This window comes from Akkermansia sp. UBA7090 (assembly GCF_002493465.1).
GTDB classification, from domain to species: Bacteria; Verrucomicrobiota; Verrucomicrobiia; order Verrucomicrobiales; family Akkermansiaceae; genus Akkermansia; species Akkermansia muciniphila_A.
Genome location: NZ_DKYW01000010.1, coordinates 67,339 through 88,122, shown reverse-complemented (window position 1 = coordinate 88,122; position 20,784 = coordinate 67,339). Strand labels below are relative to the sequence as shown.

Here is a 20,784-nt window from a genome sequence, read left to right as displayed (position 1 = left end):
GAGGTAAAAACGCGCCAAATGTTCCCGGCCCCCTCATCCGCTATCCGGAGCCGGAAAAAACCGGAACGCGAGTAACAGGGCCTTTTTTATGCGATTTCAGCGGAGTTTTGAACGGACAGGCCCTACGCGCGCGCACGCGTTTTATAATATTAGCCTTGCAAAAAATTAAGATAAGCGTAGTATATTTCGGTTATGTCCGAAGATACCAACGAGGTTGTTGAAACCACCGTTTCCACGACGGCGCAGCATGAATACGGCGCCGCGCAGATTGACAAACTGGAAGGCCTGGAGGCCGTGCGGAAGCGGCCCGGCATGTACATCGGGGACCCTGACGAACGGGGCTTGCACCATTGCGTATTTGAAGTGCTGGATAATTCCATTGACGAGCATCTGGCCGGCTATTGCAGCAAGATTGACATTGTCATTCATGTGGACGGTTCCATTTCCATCGTGGACAACGGACGCGGCATTCCGGTGGATATCCACCCGAAGTTCGGCATTCCCGCCGTGGAACTGGTTCTGACCAACCTGCACGCGGGCGGCAAATTCGGCCAGGGCGCGTACAAGTATTCCGGCGGCCTGCACGGTGTGGGCGCCAAATGCGTGAACGCCCTGTCCGACTGGTTCAAGGCGGAGGTGCGCCGGGACGGCAAGCGTTACCAGATCAAGTTTGAGCGAGGCAAGACGGTGGAACCCCTCCGTACCGTAGGTTCCTGTGCCTGTGAAGTCACGGGAACCACGATCACGTTTTTCCCGGACGCCACCATTTTCACGGATACCACGGAGTTCAAGTTTGACCGCCTGACGACGCGCCTGCGGGAACTGGCTTTCCTGAATCCCGGCCTGGTCATTGAACTGATTGACGAGCGTGAAGCTCCGGCGCGCCGGGAAACGTTCTTCTATAAGGACGGCATTGTGGAGTTCGTCCGCCAGCTGGGCACGAACAAGGAAGTGATCAACGAAGACCCCATTTCCATTTCCGGCGTCCGGAAGGTGGAAGTGGAGTACGACGGCAAGAAGATGGAGGACGATGTTCTGGTGGACGTAGTGTTCCAGTACAACAACACGTATGAAACGAATATCCTTTGCTTTGCCAACTCCATTTACAACGGGGACGGGGGAACGCACCTTTCCGGTTTCCGCGGCGCCCTGACGCGCGTCATCAACGGTTACGCGAAGGCCAACGGCCTGCTGAAGGAAAAAGATCCCTCCCTGAGCGGCGAAGACGTTCGTGAAGGCCTGGTGGCGGTCATTTCCGTCAAGATGCCCAACCCGCGTTTCTCCTCCCAGACGAAGGACAAGCTGGTGAATACGGAGATTGAAGGCGTGGTGGGCAACGTCGTGTACGAGGAAATCAAGACGTATTTTGAAGAAAACCCGGCGATGGCCAAGAAGATCATCGAGAAGAGCATCACGGCCGCCCGTGCCCGGGAAGCCGCCCGCAAGGCGCGCGAAACAGTCCGCAAGAGCGCCCTCTCCATCGGCGGCCTGCCCGGCAAACTGGCAGACTGTTCCGACCGGGATCCCGCGAAGTGCGAGCTGTTCATTGTGGAAGGTGACTCCGCAGGCGGTTCCGCCAAGATGGGGCGCGACCGCCGCACGCAGGCTATCCTGCCCCTGCGCGGGAAAGTGCTGAACGTGGAAAAGGCCCGCCTGGACAAAGCCCTGGGAAGCAAGGAAATCCAGAACATGATTACGGCCATCGGCGCCGGAATCGGGGAAGGGGACGATGAAGCCTCCTTCAAGCTGGACCGCGTGCGTTACCACAAAATCATCATCATGACTGATGCCGACGTGGACGGCGCCCACATCCGCACCCTCCTTCTCACTTTCTTCTGCCGCCACATGCCGCAGCTGGTGCGCGCCGGGTATCTGTACATCGCCCAGGCGCCCCTGTACCGCATCATCCGCAGGAAAAAGGAAGAGTACGTGCAGGATGACGTGGCCCTGAACCGCAAACTGATTGAACTGGCCGTCAATGACGTGACCCTGCGTTTCGCGGACGGTTCCCGTTCCTTCTCTCCCGAAGAGCTCTCCGCCATTCTGGAAACGCTGGTCAACCTCCAGCGTTATACGGAATCCATGCAGGCGCAGGGCGGTTCCCTGGAAGACCTGCTCAGCCACCGGGAGGCCAACGGGGAATTCCCGGAATTCCTGGTGAAGGTGCGCTGCGGCAATGAAGAGGAAATACTTTTCTTCCATGACATGGAGGCCCTGACCGCCTTTTCCGACGAAAACAGGGACCTTTTCATCTTCGGCATGCCCTCGGAAGAGGAGCTGCTGGAAAATCCGCTTCCGGAACGGGAGGGGCCCAGCCGCCGCTCCATCACCCATGAACTGCATGAAGCCAAAGCCATCACGCGGGCTCTGGCACGGCTGGCGGAACTGGGCATTCCGGGGAATATGATTGTCTCCATGGACACGCCCCTGTTTGAACTGGTGGAGGGCGAGGGGGACAAGGAAAAAGTGACCCCCCTGTTTTCCGTCATGGACATTCTGGAATCTGTCATCTCCATCGGCAAGCGCGGGGTGGAAATTACGCGATTCAAAGGGTTGGGTGAAATGGACGCCAAGGACCTGTTCAAGACGACAATGGACCCGGAACGGCGCGAGCTGCTCCGCGTCATCCTGAACGACGACAACGCCGTCAGGGCCGATGAAATGTTCACCATCCTGATGGGGGATGTGGTGGAGCCCCGCAAGAATTACATCGTGGACCATGCCCTCAATGTCCGCAACCTTGACATCTAACCCCCGCACTCTCTTTCAGCACCATGGAAAATAATAGAATCAAACCGGTGGATGTAGCCAACGAGCTCTCCACTTCTTTCCTGGACTACTCCATGTCCGTCATCATCTCCCGCGCCCTGCCGGACGTGAGAGACGGCCTCAAGCCTTCCCAGCGGCGCATCCTGTACGCCATGAAGGAACTCAATCTGTCCCCCGGGGGCAAGACCCGCAAATGCTCCAAAATCGTGGGCGACACGATGGGTAATTACCACCCCCACGGGGATGCCGCCATTTACGGCACCCTGGTGAACATGGCGCAGGACTGGTCCATGCGGGATATTCTCGTGATCGGCCAGGGCAACTTCGGCACGCCGGACGGAGACCCCCCCGCCGCCGCCCGATACACGGAAGCCAAGCTTTCCGGCATGGGCGTGGCCCTGATGGCGGATCTGGATAAGGATACCGTGGACTTTGTTCCCACATACGACAATGAACACACGGAACCTACCGTGTTCCCCTCCGCTTTCCCGAACCTGCTGGTGAACGGCGGCACGGGGATTGCCGTGGGGATGGCCACCAACATGCCTCCGCACAACCTGGGGGAAGTGGTGGACGGCATTTGCGCCGTGATTGACAACCCCCACATGACGGTGGATGAGCTGCGCCAGTACATCAAGGGGCCGGATTTTCCCACCGGAGGCGACGTGCTGGGCTTTTCAGGCATTGACAGCTACTTCCGCACCGGGCGCGGCTCCGTGCGCATCCGCGGCAAGATAGACATGGAAGTAACGGATTCCGGCAAGGACCTTCTCATTATCCGGGAAGTGCCGTTCGGCGTGAACCGCGCCGCCCTCCAGGAACGCATCGCGGAACTGTACAAGGATAAAATTCTGACGGACATTTCCGGCATCCGGGACCTTTCCGACGAGAAAACCTGCATTGAAATCGAGCTGAAGCGGGATGCCCGCCCGCAGGTGGTCATGAACCAGCTTTACAAGCTCACCTCCATGGAAACTTCCTTTGCGGTGAACATGCTGGCGATTCATGACAACCGCCCCAAGACGCTCGCCATGATGGACGCCATCAACTTCTACATCGAGCACCGCCGCGAGGTGGTCGTGCGTCGCACGCGCTACCTGCTGGGGGACGCGGAGAAGGATGCCGAGCGCCTGGAAGCTTTCCTGCTGGCCCTGCACCACATGGATGACTTCATTTCCATTATCCGGGATTCCAAAAACCGGGATGAAGCCCGTGAACGCCTGCAGAACTACACCTTCTCCACGCAGACGGCGGAAAGCCTGGGCATCCTGATCCGTTCCCAGGCCTCCATCCAGGGGGACCGCTATGTCTTTACGGAACGCCAGGTGAACTCCATCCTGGACCTGCGCCTGTACCAGCTGACCGCTTTGGAAAACGACAAGATTTCCGGGGAATACGCGGAACTGCTGGTCCGCATCAAGGACTACCTGGATATTCTGGCGAACGAATCCCGCGTGCTGGGCATCGTGAAGGACGAACTGAAGGCGATTAAGGACAAGTACGCCACGCCGCGCGTCACGCGCATTATTCCCTTCTCCGGGGATATGGCCATTGAGGATCTCATCCCGAATGACACGATGATCGTCACCATCACGCACAGCGGCTACATCAAGCGCACCAACTCCGCGGAATACCGCGTGCAGGCGCGCGGGGGCAAGGGCGTGAAGGCAGCCACTACCAGGGGGGCCAAAAAGGACGCGGAGGCGGACTTTATCGAACACCTGTTCGCCGCCCAGAACCACGACTACCTGATGTTCTTTACGAACACCGGGCGCGTGTACGTGGACCGCGTGTATGAGATTGACGAGGCGGCGCGCAGCGCGCAGGGCCGCAATATCAAGAACCTGCTGGATCTCCAGCCGGAAGAAGCCATCGCGGCCATCCTGCGCCTGGAACGCCGGGTGGATGAAAAAGGCAATGACATTACCTTTGCGGAAGGCAGCGGCAATGTTGTTTTCGCCACGAAGGACGGCACGGTGAAGAAAACCAGCCTGAACGATTTCGCCAACTACCGCAAGGCCGGCATCATCGCCATTAATCTGGAGGAAGGCAACAGTCTGGTGAACGCGGAACTTACCAGCGGGGCCGATGAAATCGTGCTCGTCACGCATGACGGCATGAGCATCCGCTTCCCGGAAGAAGATCTGCGTACGCAGGGCCGCAACACCATCGGCGTCCGCGGCATCCGCCCGCGGGCGGGGGACTATGTGGTGGCCCTGGCCATTGTGGACCCGCAGAAAACCCTGCTGGTGGCTTCTGAAAACGGCCTCGGCAAGCGCACTTCCTTTGACGAATACCGCACGCAGGGCCGCGGCGGCACCGGCATCAAGACCATGAACTGCACGGACAAGACCGGCAAGGTGGTTTCCGCTACGGTCGTGTCCGACGAAGACGAGCTGATGCTGATGACCACGGCCGGACAATCCGTCCGCATTAAGGTGGCGACCGTGCGTGAAACGGGCCGCGCCACCCAGGGCGTGAAGCTCATGACGCTGAATGAGGGCGAATCCATTCAGGACATTTCCATCGTCATTCCCGATGATGAGGATGAAGAAGCCCCGGCGGAAACGGAAGACGCGGGAGCCGGGGAAGTGCCCGGTGAAATGGAGACTCCGGCGGAAGAATAATATTCAGGTTTTCCTGCTCCGGCGCCATGCCGGAGCAGGGTGCTTCATGGGCCGTTTTTATGGAAGACCCCCTTTCATTGGAGCAATGTGCCGGACGTCTGGAACGGCGCGGATTCCGGAGCTTTGTAGTGCCGGGCCTGAAGGAGGCTGCGGAGGTGATGCGCGACCTGGTGCGGGAGTTCAGTCCGTCGTCCGCTTCCTATGGGGATTCCATGACCTTGAAGGCTGCGGGCATTCTTGATGACCTGCGCTCCAATCCGGACATTCAGTTCTATGACGGTTTTGTTCCGGGCATGGAGCGGGAGGAAAAATGGGAGATCCGCCGCCGGGGCATGACGGCGGACCTGTTTTTAACCGGCGTTAATGCCGTCAGCATGGAAGGGACCCTGCACTGGGTGGACATGGTGGGCAACCGTGTGGCTCCGGTGGCATTCGGACCCCGGCATGTCATTCTTCTGGCCGGTTCCAACAAGCTGGTGGCCACGCCGGCAGAGGCCCGGGAACGCATCCGCCGCATTGCGCCCCTGAACGCCAGGCGGCATGAAGGGTTCAGGACTCCCTGCATGCACACCGGAATTTGCGCGGATTGCAATTCCCCGGACCGCCTGTGCAACATCCACATGTCCCTTGTTAAATGCTTTCCCAAAGGAAGAATTTCCGTCATTCTGACGGAAGAATCCGGAGGACTTTGACTCATGCCTTTTCAAAACCGGATAGAAATCATGGCCCCGGCGGGGTCGTTTGAATCCCTGGCGGCCGCCTTGCAGGGCGGTGCGGACTCCGTGTACTTCGGCGTAGGCAAACTGAACATGCGTTCCCGCGCCACGGTCAATTTTTCGGAAGAAGATTTGCCGGAAATCGTCGCGCGCTGCCATGAGGCGGGCGCCAAAGCTTATCTGACGCTGAATATCATCGTGTACGATGAAGAGCTGGAAGCGGTGCATGCCCTGTGCTCCGCCGCCCGGAAGGCCGGTGTGGATGCCGTCATCGCTTCCGACCTGGCGGTGATTTCTTATGCGCGTTCCATTGGGCTGGAAGTCCATATGTCCGTGCAGGCCAACGTCTGCAACATGGCCTCCGTCAGATTTTACGCGCAGTACGCGGATGTGGTGGTGCTGGCCCGGGAACTCACCCTGGCGCAAATCAGGCACATTATTGAATCCATCCGGAAGGAGGGCGTGAAAGGCCCCTCCGGGGAGCTGCTGCGGGTGGAAATTTTCGCCCACGGGGCGTTATGCGTGGCCGTGTCCGGCAAATGCCACATGAGCCTGGCGGCCTACAACTCCTCCGCCAACCGGGGGGCCTGTTTCCAGAACTGCCGCCGCGCCTACCGCGTGACGGACGAGGAAACGGGCAATGAGCTGGTGATAGACAATAAATACGTGATGTCTCCCAAGGACCTGTGCACCATTCCGGTGCTGGACCAGCTTCTGGACGCGGGTGTCTCCGTACTGAAGCTGGAAGGGCGCGGACGTTCCTCGGATTACGTCAGGACGGTCACCTCCGTGTACCGGGAAGCCGCGCGGGCGTGCCAGGACGGAACCTTTTCCTCGGACAGGGCGGAAGCGTGGATGAAACGGCTGGAATCCGTTTTCAACCGGGGATTCTGGCAGGGCGGGTATTACCTGGGCGTGAAGTGGGGGGAATGGAGCGGTTCAGCCAACAGCCGCGCAGCCCTGTTGAAGATCCACATTGCCAGAGTAGAAAACTTCTATAAGAAGAACGGGGTGGCAGCCCTGTTCCTGGAAGCCGGCGGCTTGTCCGTGGGGCAAACCATCCTTATAGCAGGTCCCACTACGGGAGCCGTCCGCATGGAAGTGGCCGCCATGCGGAAGGAGACGGCAGAGGGAATGGAATCCGTAGAAGCCGCTCAAAAGGGAGAAACCGTCTATCTGGCGGTTCCCGAACAGGTGCGCCGCCGGGACAAGGTATATCTGCTGCGCCCCCGGATGCTGGAGGATGCCTGAATGCCCGGCTGACCCTTTTCTCTTCTGCCTGCCTTTTCCAAAAACCGGGAATCGACGGGCAGAATGATTTTAATTTTTCCGTTTCCTGCCCGGCGGGCCGTCCGGCTTAATTAAGTTATCCGTTCATTATCTTTCGTTTGGAATAAAAATGTTGGAAAGTGATTTTCCAATTGAATGAAAAAGAATTTCCCTGGCGTATTATTTGAAAACCATACGCCATGCCTGCCTATATTTCCTTTCTGCGCCTTTTTTCATGTTCCTGCGCCTTGCTGGGAGCAGGAATGCTCCATGCTTCCGGTTTGCAGCCCTGGCTGCGGGAGCTGGCCGTAATTCCGCCTGCGTCTTCCGTGAAAGAGAAGGATGCATGGATGCGGCAGGTGTGGACAAGGACGGCGGAGTATGCGGCTTCCCTTTCCGAGCCGGCTGCCGCCGACGATTGCGGGGATGCGATGGTTCTGCTGATTCCCGTATTTCAGGCATGGCCGGACGGGAAGGCTGCCGGCTCCGCACTGGCGGAAATTCTTTCCGTTCCGGCAGAGAGTATTGGAGCCGTTTCTTCCTGGGATGACCTGGTTAAGCATCAGGAAGCCATTCAGGAACGAGTCCGTTTCCTCAGGCTGAAGAAGCTGGCGGCCTATTACGACTCTGCGGCCATCCGCCGCGCGGTGAAGCGAAACCGGGACAAGTACGGGGAACGGTACGCCGGAGCGGAAGGTTTTCTGGCGCGGCTGGATGAGTGGGAGAAGGAGCTGGGGCCTCTGGACCGGTGGGTGGAGCAGGCCGGGCCGGGACAGGCGGCCCGGCTGCGGGAGATGGTGGATCTGCGGAGAAAAGCCCTGATTGAAACCCTGCCGGAACAGAACGGCCTGAAGGCATGGGTGAGCGTACGGCGTTTCAATCCGTCCGGGAAAAGTTCTTTCAATCATGACCGTCCGGCGAACTGGCAGGGTATTTCCAGCATGCCGGATTCCGGGCGCAGATACCGCAGCGGCATTGTGAAATTTAACGGGGTTTCCTCTTCTTCCCCTGTGGAGCAGCTGCTGGCGGACGACCGCTGGGTCGGGCATCTGGATATTGATTTTTCCGGGGAGAAGCTCATGTTCACCGGGAATGGATTCGGCAAGAAGGAAAACAGGCCCTGGGACGTGTTTGAGCTGGACTTGAAAACCGGGAAAAAGGAATCCCTTACCGCGCACATGCCGGCGGATACGGACAGCTATAATTCCTGCTACCTGCCGGACGGCCGGATTATTTTCGTCAATACTTCCGGCATGCAGGGGGTGCCCTGCGTGGCCGGGGTGGATTACGTGGGCAACCTCCACCTTTACGACCGGGAAAAGAAAACGACCCGCCGGCTTACCTTTGACCAGGACAATAACTGGTTCCCTACCATGCTGCCGGACGGCAGGGTGATGTTCCTGCGCTGGGAGTACACGGAAAGCGCCCACTATTTCAGCCGCGTGCTGATGCACATGAATCCGGACGGCAGCGACCAGAAGGAATACTATGGTTCCAACTCCTACTGGCCCAACAGCTTGTTCAACGCGCGGCCCCTCCCCGGCAGGCCGGGCATGTTTGCGGGCATTGTCAGCGGGCACCATGGAGTCAAGAGGCTGGGGGAACTGGTGCTTTTTGACGTGAACAGGGGACGCGCCGCCACGGAGGGTGCCGTTCAGAAGATTCCGGGGTATGGAAAGCCCGTGGAAAACGTGACCAAAGATCAGCTGGTGCAGGGATTGAAGACTCCTTATTTCGCAGAACCTTATCCGTTGAATGACGAGTGTTTCCTGGCCGTTTCCTCCCCTTCCGGCGACCAGGGCGTGACCAATGTGGTCTGGTGCGACATATACGATAACATCGTTCCTCTCACGGCCTCATCCTACTTCGTCTATGCAGACCCCGCGCCCCTGGGGCCGCGCCAAAAACCGCCCGTGCTGCATGACCGGGTGAAGACGGAAAGCAAGACGGCTACGGTTTATATTTCCGACGTGTACCGGGGCCGCGCCATGGCCGGAGTGCCCAGAGGGGAAGCCAGGGCCCTGCGCGTGTTCATGTCCGAGTACAGCCCCCGCAATACGGGAAGCCACTATGCCATGGGCATGGAGAGCAATTGGGACTTGAAAGTGCTGTACGGCACCGTGCCCGTGAATCCTGACGGTTCCGCCATCTTCACGGCTCCCGCCTGCCAGCCTTTGACGCTTCAGGTGCTGGACGGGGAGGGGCGTGCCCTGGCGCTGATGCGGAGCTGGTTTACCGCCATGCCGGGGGAAACGCTCAGCTGCATCGGCTGCCATGAACGGCAGAACTGCGCTCCACCCGCCAGGGCGGTCATGGCTTCCCGCCAGAAACCCGCTCCTATCGTTCCGTGGTACGGCCCCGCGCGTACCTTCTCCTTCATGAATGAAGTGCAGCCCGTGCTGGACCGCCATTGCATACGCTGCCACACAGCGGAAGGCAAGGCCCGTGAAGGAGTGCCGGATTTCATGACATTGGAGGCCGTCAAGGGGGCGCCCGCCCCCGGCTCCGTCTCTTATTGGAACCTGCACCCCTATGTGCGCCGCAACGGCCCGGAGGGGAACTATCTGGGGCTGGCCCCCACGGAGTTTTTCGCGGATACGTCGGAGCTTTACCAGCTCCTTAAAAAAGGCCACCATGGCGTGGACATGCCGCAGGAGGACTGGAACCGCCTGGTCACGTGGATGGACATGAACGCCCCTTATCTGGGCGAATGGCCGGGAGAGCGCAATGAAGGGCTGCTGAAACGCCGTTATGACCTGCACGGCAGATTTTCAGGAGCGGAACGTAATTACGTGACGATGAAGGATTCCCTGTTCCGGAGAAGCGGCGGCGGTTCCATCCCTGACGCCGGGAAATCCATTACCCGCGCCGGAGAAAAGAGCGTTCCCGTTCCGGAACCGAGAAATGAAACGCTGACTGTGGATTTGGGGGACGGCGTGAACATGACGTTCCGCCGCATTCCCGCAGGAAAGTTCAGGATGGGGAATGAACGGGAAACACCGGCGGAACGTCCTGTTTCCACGGTGGGGATTGAAAGGCCGTTCTGGATGGGAGAGGCGGAAGTGACGTTGGAACAATACCGCCGCTTTGACCCGGAGTATGCTAACGGATGGTATGACATGCATTACAAGGATCAGGTGAAGCCCGGCTACGACATGGATGCCGATCCGCGTTTTCCCGTCATCCGGGTGCCTTGGGCCCGGGCCATGGAATTTTGCCGCTGGCTTTCCGGGAAAACCGGGAAAAAAGTGACCCTGCCTACGGAAGCGCAGTGGGAATATGCGGCCAGGGGGGGCGCGGATACGGATTTCTTCTTCGGGGAACGGGATGCGGATTTTTCCGCGTATGCCAACCTGGGGGACGTGACGCTGAAGGAGCTGGCCGTTTCCGGCGTGGATCCCAGGCCGATTAAAAATCCCAACCGTTTCTGGGACTTCGTGCCGAGGGATGAAACATACAATGACGGAAAGCTTCACCTGGCCCCCGTCAAGAGTTACAAGCCGAATGCCTACGGATTGTACGACATGATCGGCAATGCCGCGGAATGGACCCGTTCCGAATACAGGCCCTATCCCTGGAAGGAAGGGGACGGACGCAATGAAAGCCTGGACTCCCGTGTTCCCCGTGCGGTGCGCGGCGGTTCCTGGTATGACCGTCCCAGACGGGCCACATCCTCCTGGCGCTGGGGATATCCCGGCTGGCGTCCGGTGTACAACGTGGGGTTCCGGGTGATCATAGAAGACTGATTGTTGAAATTGCCATGAAACTGACAAAAATGTTCCGCGTCTCTGCGACTGTTCTTGGCTGTCTGCTGACCCTCATTTCATGCAGGCAGGGACCGGATGCTGCTTCCGGCCCTCTGGCTCCGGTGGATGTGAAGGTCGTTAATCACCTGGTTGCCGTGCTGGGGCATGAGAGCTGCGTGCTGGAACTGGTGGACCCTGCTTCCGGGGAAAAGGTGAAAAGCATCCGGCTGGCCCAGCCTCCCAACGGCATGGCCGTGGATGGCGCGACGGCTTATGTGGCGGAGGGGGGAGCGCGCGGAGTGGTGGAAGTAGTGGACCTGGAAAGCGGGGCGTTGAAGCGTTCTTTTCCTGCCGGGCATACGCCCATGTCTCCCGTGGTGCGGGGGGAAAAGCTGTATGTGGCCTGCCGGTTTGATTCCCGCGTGCTGGAAATGGACGCCGCTGCCGGAACCGTGCTGAATTCCTGGAATGTCCCCCGTGAACCCGTAGCGCTGGCCGTTTCTCCGGACGGCAGGAAAATCTGGGCTGCCGGCCATTTGCCGGCCGGGGCTGCGGACGGGGATTTCACGGCTGCTGCGCTGACTCTGGTGGAAGACGGAAAAGCTGTCCATTTCCCGCTTTCCAACGGGACGCAGGGCGTGCGCGGCATGGCGATAAGCCCGGATGGACGCTATCTGGCCGTGGCGCATGTATTGAGCCGATACCAGGCGCCCACCACGCAGCTGGACCGCGGCTGGATGAACACGAATGCCGTGACGGTTATCGATACGGACGAGCCGGGCAAGCCTCATCCCGTTCTGCTGGATGACCCGGATGCGGGGGCGGCCAACCCATGGGGCGTTTCTTTTTCCGGAGACGGCGGAACACTGTTCGTGACGCATGCGGGGACGCATGAACTCTCCGTAATTGATTTCCCGGCCCTGCTGGAGCGCATGAAGCGGGAAGACCGGAGCAATGAGCCGGTTTCCGAAAGGCTTGGTTTCCTGCACGGTCTCCGCATCCGGATCGCTCTGCCCTTGAACGGCCCGCGCTCCGTGGCCTCCGATGGGAAAAACGTTTATGTGGCCGGCTACTTTTCTGATTCTCTGGCGGAAATCTCCCTGAAGGATGTCTGCAAATCCAGGGCAATTCCCCTGAACGCCCCATTCCGGCCTTCCCGGGAAAAACTGGGGGAACGGTATTTTAATGACGCTTCCCATTGCTTCCAGGGGTGGCAGAGCTGCGCCACCTGCCACCCGGACGGCCGGGTGGACGGCCTGAACTGGGATCTGCTGAATGACGGCATGGGTAACCCGAAAAATACGCGCACCATGTTCCTTTCCCACCGGACGAGCCCGGTGATGACGCTGGGCGTCCGCGCCTCTGCGGAAGTGGCCGTGACGGCGGGTTTTGTGCACATCCAGTTTCTGGAACCTTCCGGTGAATTGGCGGAATGCGTGAATGCATACCTGAAAAACATGAAGGAAGTTCCCAGCCCGTTCCTGGTGGCGCATACCCCTTCCAAACAGCAGACAGGGGAGGTGGGGTGCGCCCAGTGCCATGCTCCCGGCGTGGAACGGGGAGCCTTGTCCGAATCCGCCCGGAGGGGCAGGGAAGTGTTTAAAACAGCCGGGTGCGTGCGGTGCCACCCCCATCCTTACTTCACTAACAAGGAACTGGTGGCCACGGGGACGGCCACGGGGCTGGATGAAGGTAAAAGCGTTCTGGTGCCCTCCCTGGTGGAAGTGTGGCGGACCGCCCCTTACCTGCACGACGGCCGTGCGAAGACGATACGGGAAGCCATCACGACATGCAATCCGGGGGATCTCCGCGGGAAGACGAGTTCCCTGAATAACCGTGAACTGGAGGATTTGATCAATTACGTGCAGTCCCTGTAAAGGGGCGGGAGGGCATCATGACGGCGAATGTACCTGAACGACTGGAATGGTCCGGAACAAACGGGGCGGAAGAACGCTTTTTCTGCATGACGGCGGAGCCGGGCGCGAGTTTTGAGGAAGAACTGCGTTCCCTGATGGCCAGGTACCGCAATCTGGGGGGCGGGGAAGAAGATGAATTCCTGCTGCGTTTCCATGTCAGCGACCCGGTGCGCCAGTCGGCTCCGCTGCGGAGGATAACAGGAGAACGGAATTCTTATGTTTCCATAGTTGGACAGCCCCCTGCGAACGGGGCCCGCGTGGCTCTGGAAGCCTGGCACATCGGCGGAATGCTGGGAAAAAGGCGTAGGGCGGAGCAGGGCGGAACAGTCGTGGAAGCCCTCCGCACGCATTACCGGCTGTTCCTGGCGGGCAAGGGGGAATTCTCCGCCCCGGACAGCTGCGGCCAGATGCGGGAGGAATTCCGCTGGCTGGACCGGATTGCCGCTTTACAGGGGGGAGCTGTGCCGGATTTGGTTCACCGCACCTGGATTTATTGCCGGGACATTGACAACAACTACCGGGGATTGGTGGAAGGCCGCAACGGATGCTTTGACCGTTACGGGCTGACTCCGGAGAGCCATTTCATCGCCAGTACCGGCATTGAAGGCTGTACGGAGCTGCCGGGCCGCCTGCTGCATATGGACAGTCTGGGCATCGCGGGGCTGGAGCCCGGGCAGGTCCGGTACATGGAAGCGCCGGACTACCTGTCCCCCACGCATGTGTACCGGGTGGCCTTTGAGCGCGGCGTCCGCATCGTGTACGGAGACCGCTCCCATTATTTCCTTTCCGGCACCGCCAGTATTGACGCGGAGGGAAACATTGTCCATCCGGGGGACGTGGTGGGCCAGACGGCCCGCACCCTGGAAAATATGAGCGCCCTGATGGAAAGGAGCGGGGGAAGCCTGTCCGACCTGAAGCAGGCCGTAGTGTACCTGCGCGACTGGGCGGACCGGGAAACGGTTCGCCGCCGGCTGATGGACTCTCCGTTGGCTGCGGTGCCGCATGTGATGCTGAAAGCCCCTGTCTGCCGCCCCGGCTGGCTGGTGGAAATAGACGGAATAGCCGTCAATGGAGCCGGAGAACCTGCCTTTGCCCCATTGTAAATTCTGCCGTTCCAGGAACCGCGGCGCGAGGGCGATTTCCCTTGTTATCCTATGCACGGAAATGGTATCATGAAAGCGCATGACCTATCGCCTTAATACGGACCGTCTGGTATTTCTTTCCGTGCTGTTGTGGGTGTTGTTGCCGCCGGGCGTTTTTGCCTGGGAAGGTAATCCGCCGAGTCCGGATAATGTGCGGTGGCTGGAGCAGTTCTGTTCCAGCTACGTGCAGTTTCTGGCCCTGGGCGGCGTGTTGTGCGCGGTGATCGGTTTTGTGTGCGCCGTCCTGGTCTGGCTGGTGCACCGTCTGGACTGGGCGCGGAGTTTGAAAATCAGCGTGCTGTTTGTCATGTCCATCCTGTGCCTGGTTTTGTATGGCGGCTCGCTTTCCTTTGCCGTGTTTTATCTTCCCCTGGCCCTGATTAACCCCGCCGTGTATTGTTTCAGCGTTAGCAGGGTGGAATGAGAGTTCCTGGCGGCGACGGAGGGATGTTTTTCCTGGGGGGGAGAAGAGGCTTTATAATTTTATTTTTGGCGTATCTTTTTGATTTTCAAAGATAGCAGGATTTACCCCGGAGCCGTCCGCGGCAAAAGCGGCTCCGGGTGTTTATGCTTTTATAAAGATTGCGGATGTAATGCGCGGATGCTCCAGTCACCGAATCCTTCCCCCTGGTTGCGTTCCGCCGCAAAACGTGCAAATACTGGTCGGAGCACGTCTGCGATTTCCTTTACGGGTACAGATTCCTGATAGATGAAGCCCAGCCTGTCTCCTCTTCTGGAACCGCCCATCCAGATATTGTACTTGCCCGGACCTCTGCCGACGAAAGCCAGTTCTGCCAGATATGGTCTGGAGCATCCGTTGGGACACCCGGTCATGCGGATGGAAATTTCTTCGTCCCATAGCCCCAGTTCTTTTAACTGCGGTTCCAGTTCATCCACCAGTTTTGGAAGCAGCCTTTCGGAGTCTGTAAGGGCCTGCGGGCAAAATGGCAGGCTGGTACAGGCGGAGGAATTGCGCCTGAGCCCCGAATTGTTGGGGAGAAGATTGTACTTCCCAATGATGGATTTGATTTGCTCGGCAGTATCCGGTGTGATGCCGTCAATGACCAGATTCTGATTACCTGTGATGAAAAAATCTCCTTGATGAATAGAAGCTATTTCATGAAAAGCGGTTTTGAGCTGTTGCCTGTTTGAATTCTGGATGCGGCCTCCTTCAATTTCAATGGTCTGGCGGCCAGGAACATCTGCGGCGTCTCCGTTCGTAGATAATGAAAAAGGTCTGGCCGCTTGAAGCGGAAATGGAAGGCGTGTTGCAAGTTCGTTAGTGAACCAGTCCAGCCCTTTGCCGGCAATGGTGTACCTGAGCCGGGATGTTTTTCTGTTGCAGCGGGTACTGAATTCTTTGTGGATCAAAAGCACCTGCCGGGCTACTTCCTCCACCTGCTCCGGGAAACAAAATCCGATAATATCCGCAAGGCGGGGGAAAGAACCGGGATTGCCGTAAGCATAGCCCATTCCTCCGCCGGCCAGGATGTCATATCCCAGGAGTTTTCCCTCTTTTTCAATAGCCACGAAGCTCAGGTCCTGGGCGTACACATCAACATCATTTTCCGGGGGAAGCGTAAAAGCGATTTTAAATTTGCGCGGCAAATATCCGGGACCGTACAAAGGCTCTTCCTCCGCGCCCGAGTAGATTCGTTTGGCATCCAGCCATATTTCATGATAGGCGTGCGTCTGCGGTTCCAGTTTTCGGGAGAGTTCCCGGGCTTGATTGAAGACTGTCTCATGGATGCCGGAATCTTCCGGGTGCAGAGAAACCATGACATTGCGCGTGGCGTCCCCACTGGCGGCAATCGTGGTGATGGCCGCGTGGTGGATATCTTTCATGGTCTGTTTCAAGTCCTGTTTGACGACTCCGTGGATTTGAATGGCCTGGCGTGTCGTAAGTTTAAGGGTGCCGTTGCCGAATTGGTCGCTTAGCGTTTCCGCGGCCAGCCATTGGCTGGGCGTCATGCGGCCCCCGGGGAGGCGCAGCCTCAACATGAATAACCAGTTTCTTTCCTGTCCGTTTTTCTTCCGGATAAGCCGTTCATCCCGGTTATCCTGCTGGGTAATCCCGTGAAATTTCAAAAGAAATTCTTCTTCGGACGGGAAATGGGTAATGCTGCCGTCATGGAGGAGGTCAGAGATGTTTCCTCTGAGGAAATCGCTTTCCTCCTTGATTCGTTCGTTGGATGTGTATCCTTCTTTAGTCATGATATTTTCTGTTGGTTAAGTTAAATTAGTCCCCCAGCGTCTGTAGATGGCTTGTTCCAAGGGGGAGAAGATGAGTTTGTCTGAGAGCAGGCCTATGAGAATAATAACGAACATGATGCCCATGACCTGCTCCATGGAATTGAGTTCTCTTCCGAAGTGCAGGAGCTGTCCCAATCCCAGTCCTGTCAGGATGGGAACAAAAATTTCTGCGGACATTAGGGAGCGCCAGGAAAAGGCCCAGCCCTGCTTCATGCCGCTGACGATGAATGGAGCAGAGGCCGGAAGCGTGACGAAGAGCAGCGTGTAGGCAGAGCCGGCTCCCATTGTCCGTGCTGCTCGGGCATAAATCGGAGGGACGTTGGCAAGTCCATTTTCTGTGGCCAGTATGACCGACCAGACGGTGCCCATGACAACGACGAACAGGATGGCCGCTTCTTCCTGGCCGAACCACAGGATAGCCAGAGGGACCCAGCAAACGCTGGGAAGCCCTTGAAATCCCAATGCCAGAACTCCGATGGTGTTTCTCATTAGCTGGAAGCGGGCAGATAAAAGTCCTGCTGGAATTCCGATGGAGATTCCGGCCAGGTACCCCAGGAGCAGTCTCCGGATAGTAACGACCGTAGCGGCCCAGAGAGAGTTGTCCCTGATTGCTTCTTCAAGATAGCCGCTTATGGCGGAAGGCGCCGGGAATAGGAAAGGCCTCCACCAGCCGGATAGAGAACCGTATTCCCATATAGTCAAGGCCAGCAAGATGAATACTGAGGATTGGAGAATATTTTTTATGGAAGGGTGCATGATGTTTGTGCGTCTTGTTTTTCTTCTGCGGGCCTGGAAATCGATTTTAATGCCCGTGTGATGTTTGAAGCTAGCCGGGCCACTCCCGGATCATTGATTTGGCGCGGGCGCGGCAAACGAATGCAGAATTCTCCGCAAATACGTCCAGGGTGGGATGAAAATAAAATGACTCTGTCTCCCAGGCATACGGCTTCCCGTACATTATGGGTGACAAAGACGACGGTAATTCCATGCCCGGCGCAAATGGCCTGGAGGTCCGCATAAAGCTGTTCCCTGGTCATGGCATCCAATGCGGCGAAGGGCTCATCCATCAGGAGAACCCTGGGACGCAATGCAAGAGCCCGGGCTATGGCCACGCGCTGTTTCATTCCTCCGGAGAGTTCATGGATACGAGCATGCGCAAAGTTGTCCAAGCCTACTGATTTCAGGTTTTCCAAAGATATTTGGAGGCGTTTTGCGCGGGGAATTCCGGTAAATCGGAGACCGAATTCTACGTTGTGCAGCACGTTTAACCAGGGGAACAGGGCGAAATCCTGAAAAACGACTGTCCTGTCCGGTCCCGGTCCTGAGATTATTTCCCCATCATAGGAGATGCTTCCCGTATCCGATTTGATCAGACCGGCGATCATATTCAGCAGAGTTGTTTTGCCGCAACCGCTTGGACCTACCAGGCAGATGAATTCTCCTTCCCCTATGTCCAGATTGGCGGAAGAAAGAGCCAGAAGCGATTTTTTTCTGGAAAAATAACTTTTGGAAACGTTTCGTATGGATAATCTACTCATGGGCGGGATTATTTTTATCATTCCGGATGATGCCTTCGACGTGGGGGAGTTTCTTGTAAAATCCGGTCCGTACCGTATCCTTGGCTAATTCGTGGAGCTTTTCTTCGGATATTTCATTCGTGAGAACTAACCTGGGCCACGCATGGATAATTAAAGCGGGATCAATGTTGGAACGGGTAAGTTCCCTCAATTCTTCTACGACGATTTTTTGAGCTTCCTGGGGATGTCCAATGATCCAGAGAGTGAGTTCTCTGTGAGCTTCAATCATGGCCTGCGCCACGTCCGGCTGTTTTTCCAGGAAATCCTTTTGGGCTGTCAGAACAGTGGTTACGGCATCCTTTTCAAGAAACAGGAGCTTGCCTCCGGCTTCTTTTTCCAGGCGGCTAATCCATGGTTCTACAGTCCAGGAGCCGTCCAGTTTGCCTTGACGCAAGAGGGGTATCTGTTCTGGGTTGGGGGTAGGAAGTATGCTTGCGTCTCCTCCGGTTTGAGTGACTGTTACGCCTCCCAGGGCCAACCATGTCCGGCAGACTATATCCTGAGTATTGCCCAATTGGGGGGTAGCGATGATTTTCCCTTGAAAGTCTTTTTGCGTGCATGCTCCGGAATGGGTGGGAACGACCAGTCCGGACCCTCCCTGTACGGCTCCCGCTACGATTTGCAGGAGAGTTCCGTTGGATTTGGAATACGCATTAATGGCAGGGCCCGGCCCAACGTAGGTAAAATCCAGGGAATTGGCGAACATGGCTTCCATAGCGCCAGGGCCGGCGTTGTAAGCATACCATAGAATGGAGATATTTTTCCCCGTCCGTTCAAAGATGCGTTTTTCAAACCATCCATCCCCCGTGCGGCTGAAATGCCTGGCAACCAGCCCCTGGACATGGGTTACGTTGGGAAAAAGGCCAAAGCGTATTTGGGCCTGCCGTTCGGGGGCTTCCCGACAGGATGCCAGAAAAACTGGAGCCAGGAGAGCGCCAACGCAGAGAAGAGCATTTAATGCAAGAGGCTGAGTTTTCATAAAATGATGGAACGGGTATTAAAATGGGATAAAATCAAAATTCCACATAGAGAGTGCGCGCCAGAAGAAACGCGGTATTTTCATTTGCCTTTGCGGGGGGGAGGATGCGGTCTGCCGTTTCTGGCGCGGAGACGACGTTCCCCAGCCAGATGCAGTAGGCCCCCTTGGTGTTTCTGGGCAGGACGGGAAGTCCCGGCAATACTGCAATGCTCATCAGTCCCGCTTCGGCCAGCAGGCCTGAGGCATTGACGATTTCTTTAGCGGATCTGCCCCATACGCCTTCCGCCTTGAAATCCAGACCGTAGGTATGGGCCTTGAGCCGGTGGAGTTCCCTTTCCAGCTGTTTGGCGAAGCTGCGCGCCAGTTCGCTGTCTTCTCCCGCTATGTAAATTTGTTTTCCGCCATGCCCGAAGGTTTCTGCGCGTTCATCGCTTGAAACGAATGTCGGAAGTTGCTCCTGTTCTTTTTCGGGAGCCTTATCTCTGTGAGGAGGGCGAAGCATACCGGCTCCCGCCGTGACGTTATTCAGCGGGTCAATCAGGATGAAAGCTCCTCCGGAGCGGTTATCCCGGTAATAATCATAGAACAAGGGGGAACTTGTTTCCAGGACGATACGGCCGACATGGTTCAGAGGAAGCTGTGTCGCATGGCGGCTTTCCAGTGTATTGACGTCTATGTCGTACTGGAGTTCTGCTATCCGCCCCTGGATATTTCTGCCCGCATGGCGAATCATGTATTTGCTTCCGGGAAGAAGAGGTTTTTCAGACATCCAGATGACACGGGCCTCCAGCCGATCTTCGATATGGGGGAGATTCCCTTTTTTGACGATCATGTCACCGCTGCTGATATCTATTTCATCCTCAAGTTCCAATACGACGGCCTGGGGAGAGAATGCTTCTTCCAGATCTCCGTCCGGAGTAACGATCCTCTTGATCCGGCTGTTTTGAAACGAAGGCAGCGTTACGACAGGGTCACCCCTGCGGATGGCTCCGGAGGTAATGGAACCGGCGAACCCCCGGAAATCGAGATTGGGGCGTATGACTGTCTGTACCGGAAAGCGGAAATCCCGGAGATTCCTGCTGTCGCTGGAATCCAGCGTTTCCAGGATGGAAAGCAGATGATCTCCCTGGTACCAGGGCGTTTTCCCTGTTGTCTGCGTCACATTTTCCCCTTCAATGGCGGAAATGGGAACGAAACGAACGTCCGGGATATTCAGCTGTTGCGTGAAGCTTCCGAATTCTTCTTCAATCTTCCGGAATTTTTCTTCAGAGTAATCCAGAAGATCCATCTTGTTGACGGCTACGATGAGGTGCCGTATTTTCAGAAGAGAGGCGATGAACGCATGCCGCTTCGTTTGTGTGAGTACTCCGTGGCGGGCATCAATCAGGATGATGGCCGCGTCCGCCGTGGAAGCTCCGGTGGCCATGTTCCGTGTGTATTGTTCATGGCCGGGACAGTCGGCAATGATGAATTTGCGGCGGGGGGTGGTGAAGTACCGGTAGGCTACATCAATGGTTATTCCCTGTTCCCGTTCCGCTTTAAGGCCATCCAGCAACAGGGCGTAATCAATGTTGCCTGCCCCCGTAGTTCCATTTTTTTCACTGGCTTTGCGCAGTTCTGCCAGCTGGTCGTCGAAAATCAGTTTGCTGTCATAAAGAAGGCGTCCGATGAGTGTAGATTTCCCGTCGTCCACGGAACCGCAGGTAAGTACGCGCAGCAGGCTTTTATTTTCGTGTTCGTTCAGGTATGAGTCGATGTCCATAATGGTAAAAAGAAGAGGTGTCGTCAGA

The 20,784-nt window shown here is 57.3% G+C and carries 13 protein-coding genes; 8 read left to right on the top strand and 5 right to left on the bottom strand.

Annotation, left to right across the window (positions count from 1 at the left end; genetic code table 11):
• Nucleotides 1-192 precede the first annotated feature (192 nt).
• From gyrB to B3075_RS04790, 8 genes are all read left to right on the top strand, one after another.
• Nucleotides 193-2,751 carry a DNA topoisomerase (ATP-hydrolyzing) subunit B gene (gene gyrB, locus B3075_RS04825; RefSeq protein WP_102731945.1) on the top strand — a complete coding sequence of 853 codons (2,559 nt, stop codon included), beginning with the start codon at nucleotides 193-195 and terminating at the stop codon, nucleotides 2,749-2,751.
• Nucleotides 2,752-2,774: 23 nt separating this feature from the next.
• Nucleotides 2,775-5,396: a DNA gyrase subunit A gene (gene gyrA, locus B3075_RS04820; RefSeq protein ID WP_290488996.1), complete on the top strand. Its 2,622-nt coding sequence runs from the start codon at nucleotides 2,775-2,777 to the stop codon at nucleotides 5,394-5,396.
• 59 nt (nucleotides 5,397-5,455) lie between these two features.
• Nucleotides 5,456-6,088 (top strand): lactate utilization protein, encoded by a 633-nt coding sequence (locus B3075_RS04815; RefSeq protein ID WP_290492030.1) that lies wholly within the window; start codon nucleotides 5,456-5,458, stop codon nucleotides 6,086-6,088.
• A 3-nt stretch (nucleotides 6,089-6,091) separates the two neighbouring features.
• A complete protein-coding gene (locus tag B3075_RS04810; RefSeq protein ID WP_290489000.1) occupies nucleotides 6,092-7,363 on the top strand; it encodes a peptidase U32 family protein in 1,272 nt (423 codons plus the stop codon).
• A gap of 218 nt (nucleotides 7,364-7,581) precedes the next feature.
• Nucleotides 7,582-11,127 (top strand): SUMF1/EgtB/PvdO family nonheme iron enzyme, encoded by a 3,546-nt coding sequence (locus B3075_RS04805; RefSeq protein ID WP_290489002.1) that lies wholly within the window; start codon nucleotides 7,582-7,584, stop codon nucleotides 11,125-11,127.
• 14 nt (nucleotides 11,128-11,141) lie between these two features.
• Nucleotides 11,142-13,004, top strand: coding sequence for a hypothetical protein (locus tag B3075_RS04800; protein WP_290489004.1), 1,863 nt, complete (start codon nucleotides 11,142-11,144; stop codon nucleotides 13,002-13,004).
• Between the two features lie 17 nt (nucleotides 13,005-13,021).
• A complete protein-coding gene (locus B3075_RS04795; RefSeq protein WP_290489006.1) occupies nucleotides 13,022-14,146 on the top strand; it encodes a Rid family hydrolase in 1,125 nt (374 codons plus the stop codon).
• Between the two features lie 79 nt (nucleotides 14,147-14,225).
• Nucleotides 14,226-14,609, top strand: a complete 384-nt coding sequence (locus B3075_RS04790) for a hypothetical protein (protein ID WP_046435379.1) — start codon at nucleotides 14,226-14,228, stop codon at nucleotides 14,607-14,609.
• Nucleotides 14,610-14,758: 149 nt separating this feature from the next.
• Here the strand turns inward: B3075_RS04790 and B3075_RS04785 are convergent, their stop codons facing one another.
• Genes B3075_RS04785 through cysN form a run of 5 tightly spaced genes read right to left on the bottom strand, consistent with a single transcriptional unit; the run spans nucleotide 14,759 to nucleotide 20,756 of the window.
• Nucleotides 14,759-16,399 carry an NADPH-dependent assimilatory sulfite reductase hemoprotein subunit gene (locus B3075_RS04785; protein WP_290489008.1) on the bottom strand — a complete coding sequence of 547 codons (1,641 nt, stop codon included), beginning with the start codon at nucleotides 16,397-16,399 and terminating at the stop codon, nucleotides 14,759-14,761.
• Between the two features lie 15 nt (nucleotides 16,400-16,414).
• Nucleotides 16,415-17,194 carry an ABC transporter permease gene (locus tag B3075_RS04780; protein WP_290489010.1) on the bottom strand — a complete coding sequence of 260 codons (780 nt, stop codon included), beginning with the start codon at nucleotides 17,192-17,194 and terminating at the stop codon, nucleotides 16,415-16,417.
• On the bottom strand, nucleotides 17,179-17,976 hold the full coding sequence (locus tag B3075_RS04775; protein WP_094135430.1) for an ABC transporter ATP-binding protein: 798 nt from the start codon (nucleotides 17,974-17,976) through the stop codon (nucleotides 17,179-17,181). The genes B3075_RS04780 and B3075_RS04775 overlap by 16 nt, the downstream gene beginning before the upstream one ends.
• Nucleotides 17,969-18,994 (bottom strand): ABC transporter substrate-binding protein, encoded by a 1,026-nt coding sequence (locus B3075_RS04770; RefSeq protein WP_290489013.1) that lies wholly within the window; start codon nucleotides 18,992-18,994, stop codon nucleotides 17,969-17,971. The genes B3075_RS04775 and B3075_RS04770 overlap by 8 nt, the downstream gene beginning before the upstream one ends.
• A 34-nt stretch (nucleotides 18,995-19,028) precedes the next feature.
• Nucleotides 19,029-20,756 (bottom strand): sulfate adenylyltransferase subunit CysN, encoded by a 1,728-nt coding sequence (cysN, locus tag B3075_RS04765; RefSeq protein ID WP_290489015.1) that lies wholly within the window; start codon nucleotides 20,754-20,756, stop codon nucleotides 19,029-19,031.
• Between the last annotated feature and the right edge of the window lie 28 nt (nucleotides 20,757-20,784).

Excerpts from the sequence above, each read along its gene's own strand:
- B3075_RS04815 (WP_290492030.1), top strand. The coding sequence starts at position 5,456 with ATGGAAGACCCCCTTTCATTGGAGCAATGTGCCGGACGTCTGGAACGG.
- B3075_RS04800 (WP_290489004.1), top strand. The coding sequence starts at position 11,142 with ATGAAACTGACAAAAATGTTCCGCGTCTCTGCGACTGTTCTTGGCTGT.
- B3075_RS04785 (WP_290489008.1), bottom strand. The coding sequence starts at position 16,399 with ATGACTAAAGAAGGATACACATCCAACGAACGAATCAAGGAGGAAAGC.
- cysN (WP_290489015.1), bottom strand. The coding sequence starts at position 20,756 with ATGGACATCGACTCATACCTGAACGAACACGAAAATAAAAGCCTGCTG.
- B3075_RS04795 (WP_290489006.1), top strand. The coding sequence starts at position 13,022 with ATGACGGCGAATGTACCTGAACGACTGGAATGGTCCGGAACAAACGGG.
- gyrA (WP_290488996.1), top strand. The coding sequence starts at position 2,775 with ATGGAAAATAATAGAATCAAACCGGTGGATGTAGCCAACGAGCTCTCC.
- B3075_RS04790 (WP_046435379.1), top strand. The coding sequence starts at position 14,226 with ATGACCTATCGCCTTAATACGGACCGTCTGGTATTTCTTTCCGTGCTG.
- gyrB (WP_102731945.1), top strand. The coding sequence starts at position 193 with ATGTCCGAAGATACCAACGAGGTTGTTGAAACCACCGTTTCCACGACG.
- B3075_RS04805 (WP_290489002.1), top strand. The coding sequence starts at position 7,582 with ATGCCTGCCTATATTTCCTTTCTGCGCCTTTTTTCATGTTCCTGCGCC.
- B3075_RS04780 (WP_290489010.1), bottom strand. The coding sequence starts at position 17,194 with ATGCACCCTTCCATAAAAAATATTCTCCAATCCTCAGTATTCATCTTG.
- B3075_RS04810 (WP_290489000.1), top strand. The coding sequence starts at position 6,092 with ATGCCTTTTCAAAACCGGATAGAAATCATGGCCCCGGCGGGGTCGTTT.
- B3075_RS04770 (WP_290489013.1), bottom strand. The coding sequence starts at position 18,994 with ATGAAAACTCAGCCTCTTGCATTAAATGCTCTTCTCTGCGTTGGCGCT.
- B3075_RS04775 (WP_094135430.1), bottom strand. The coding sequence starts at position 17,976 with ATGAGTAGATTATCCATACGAAACGTTTCCAAAAGTTATTTTTCCAGA.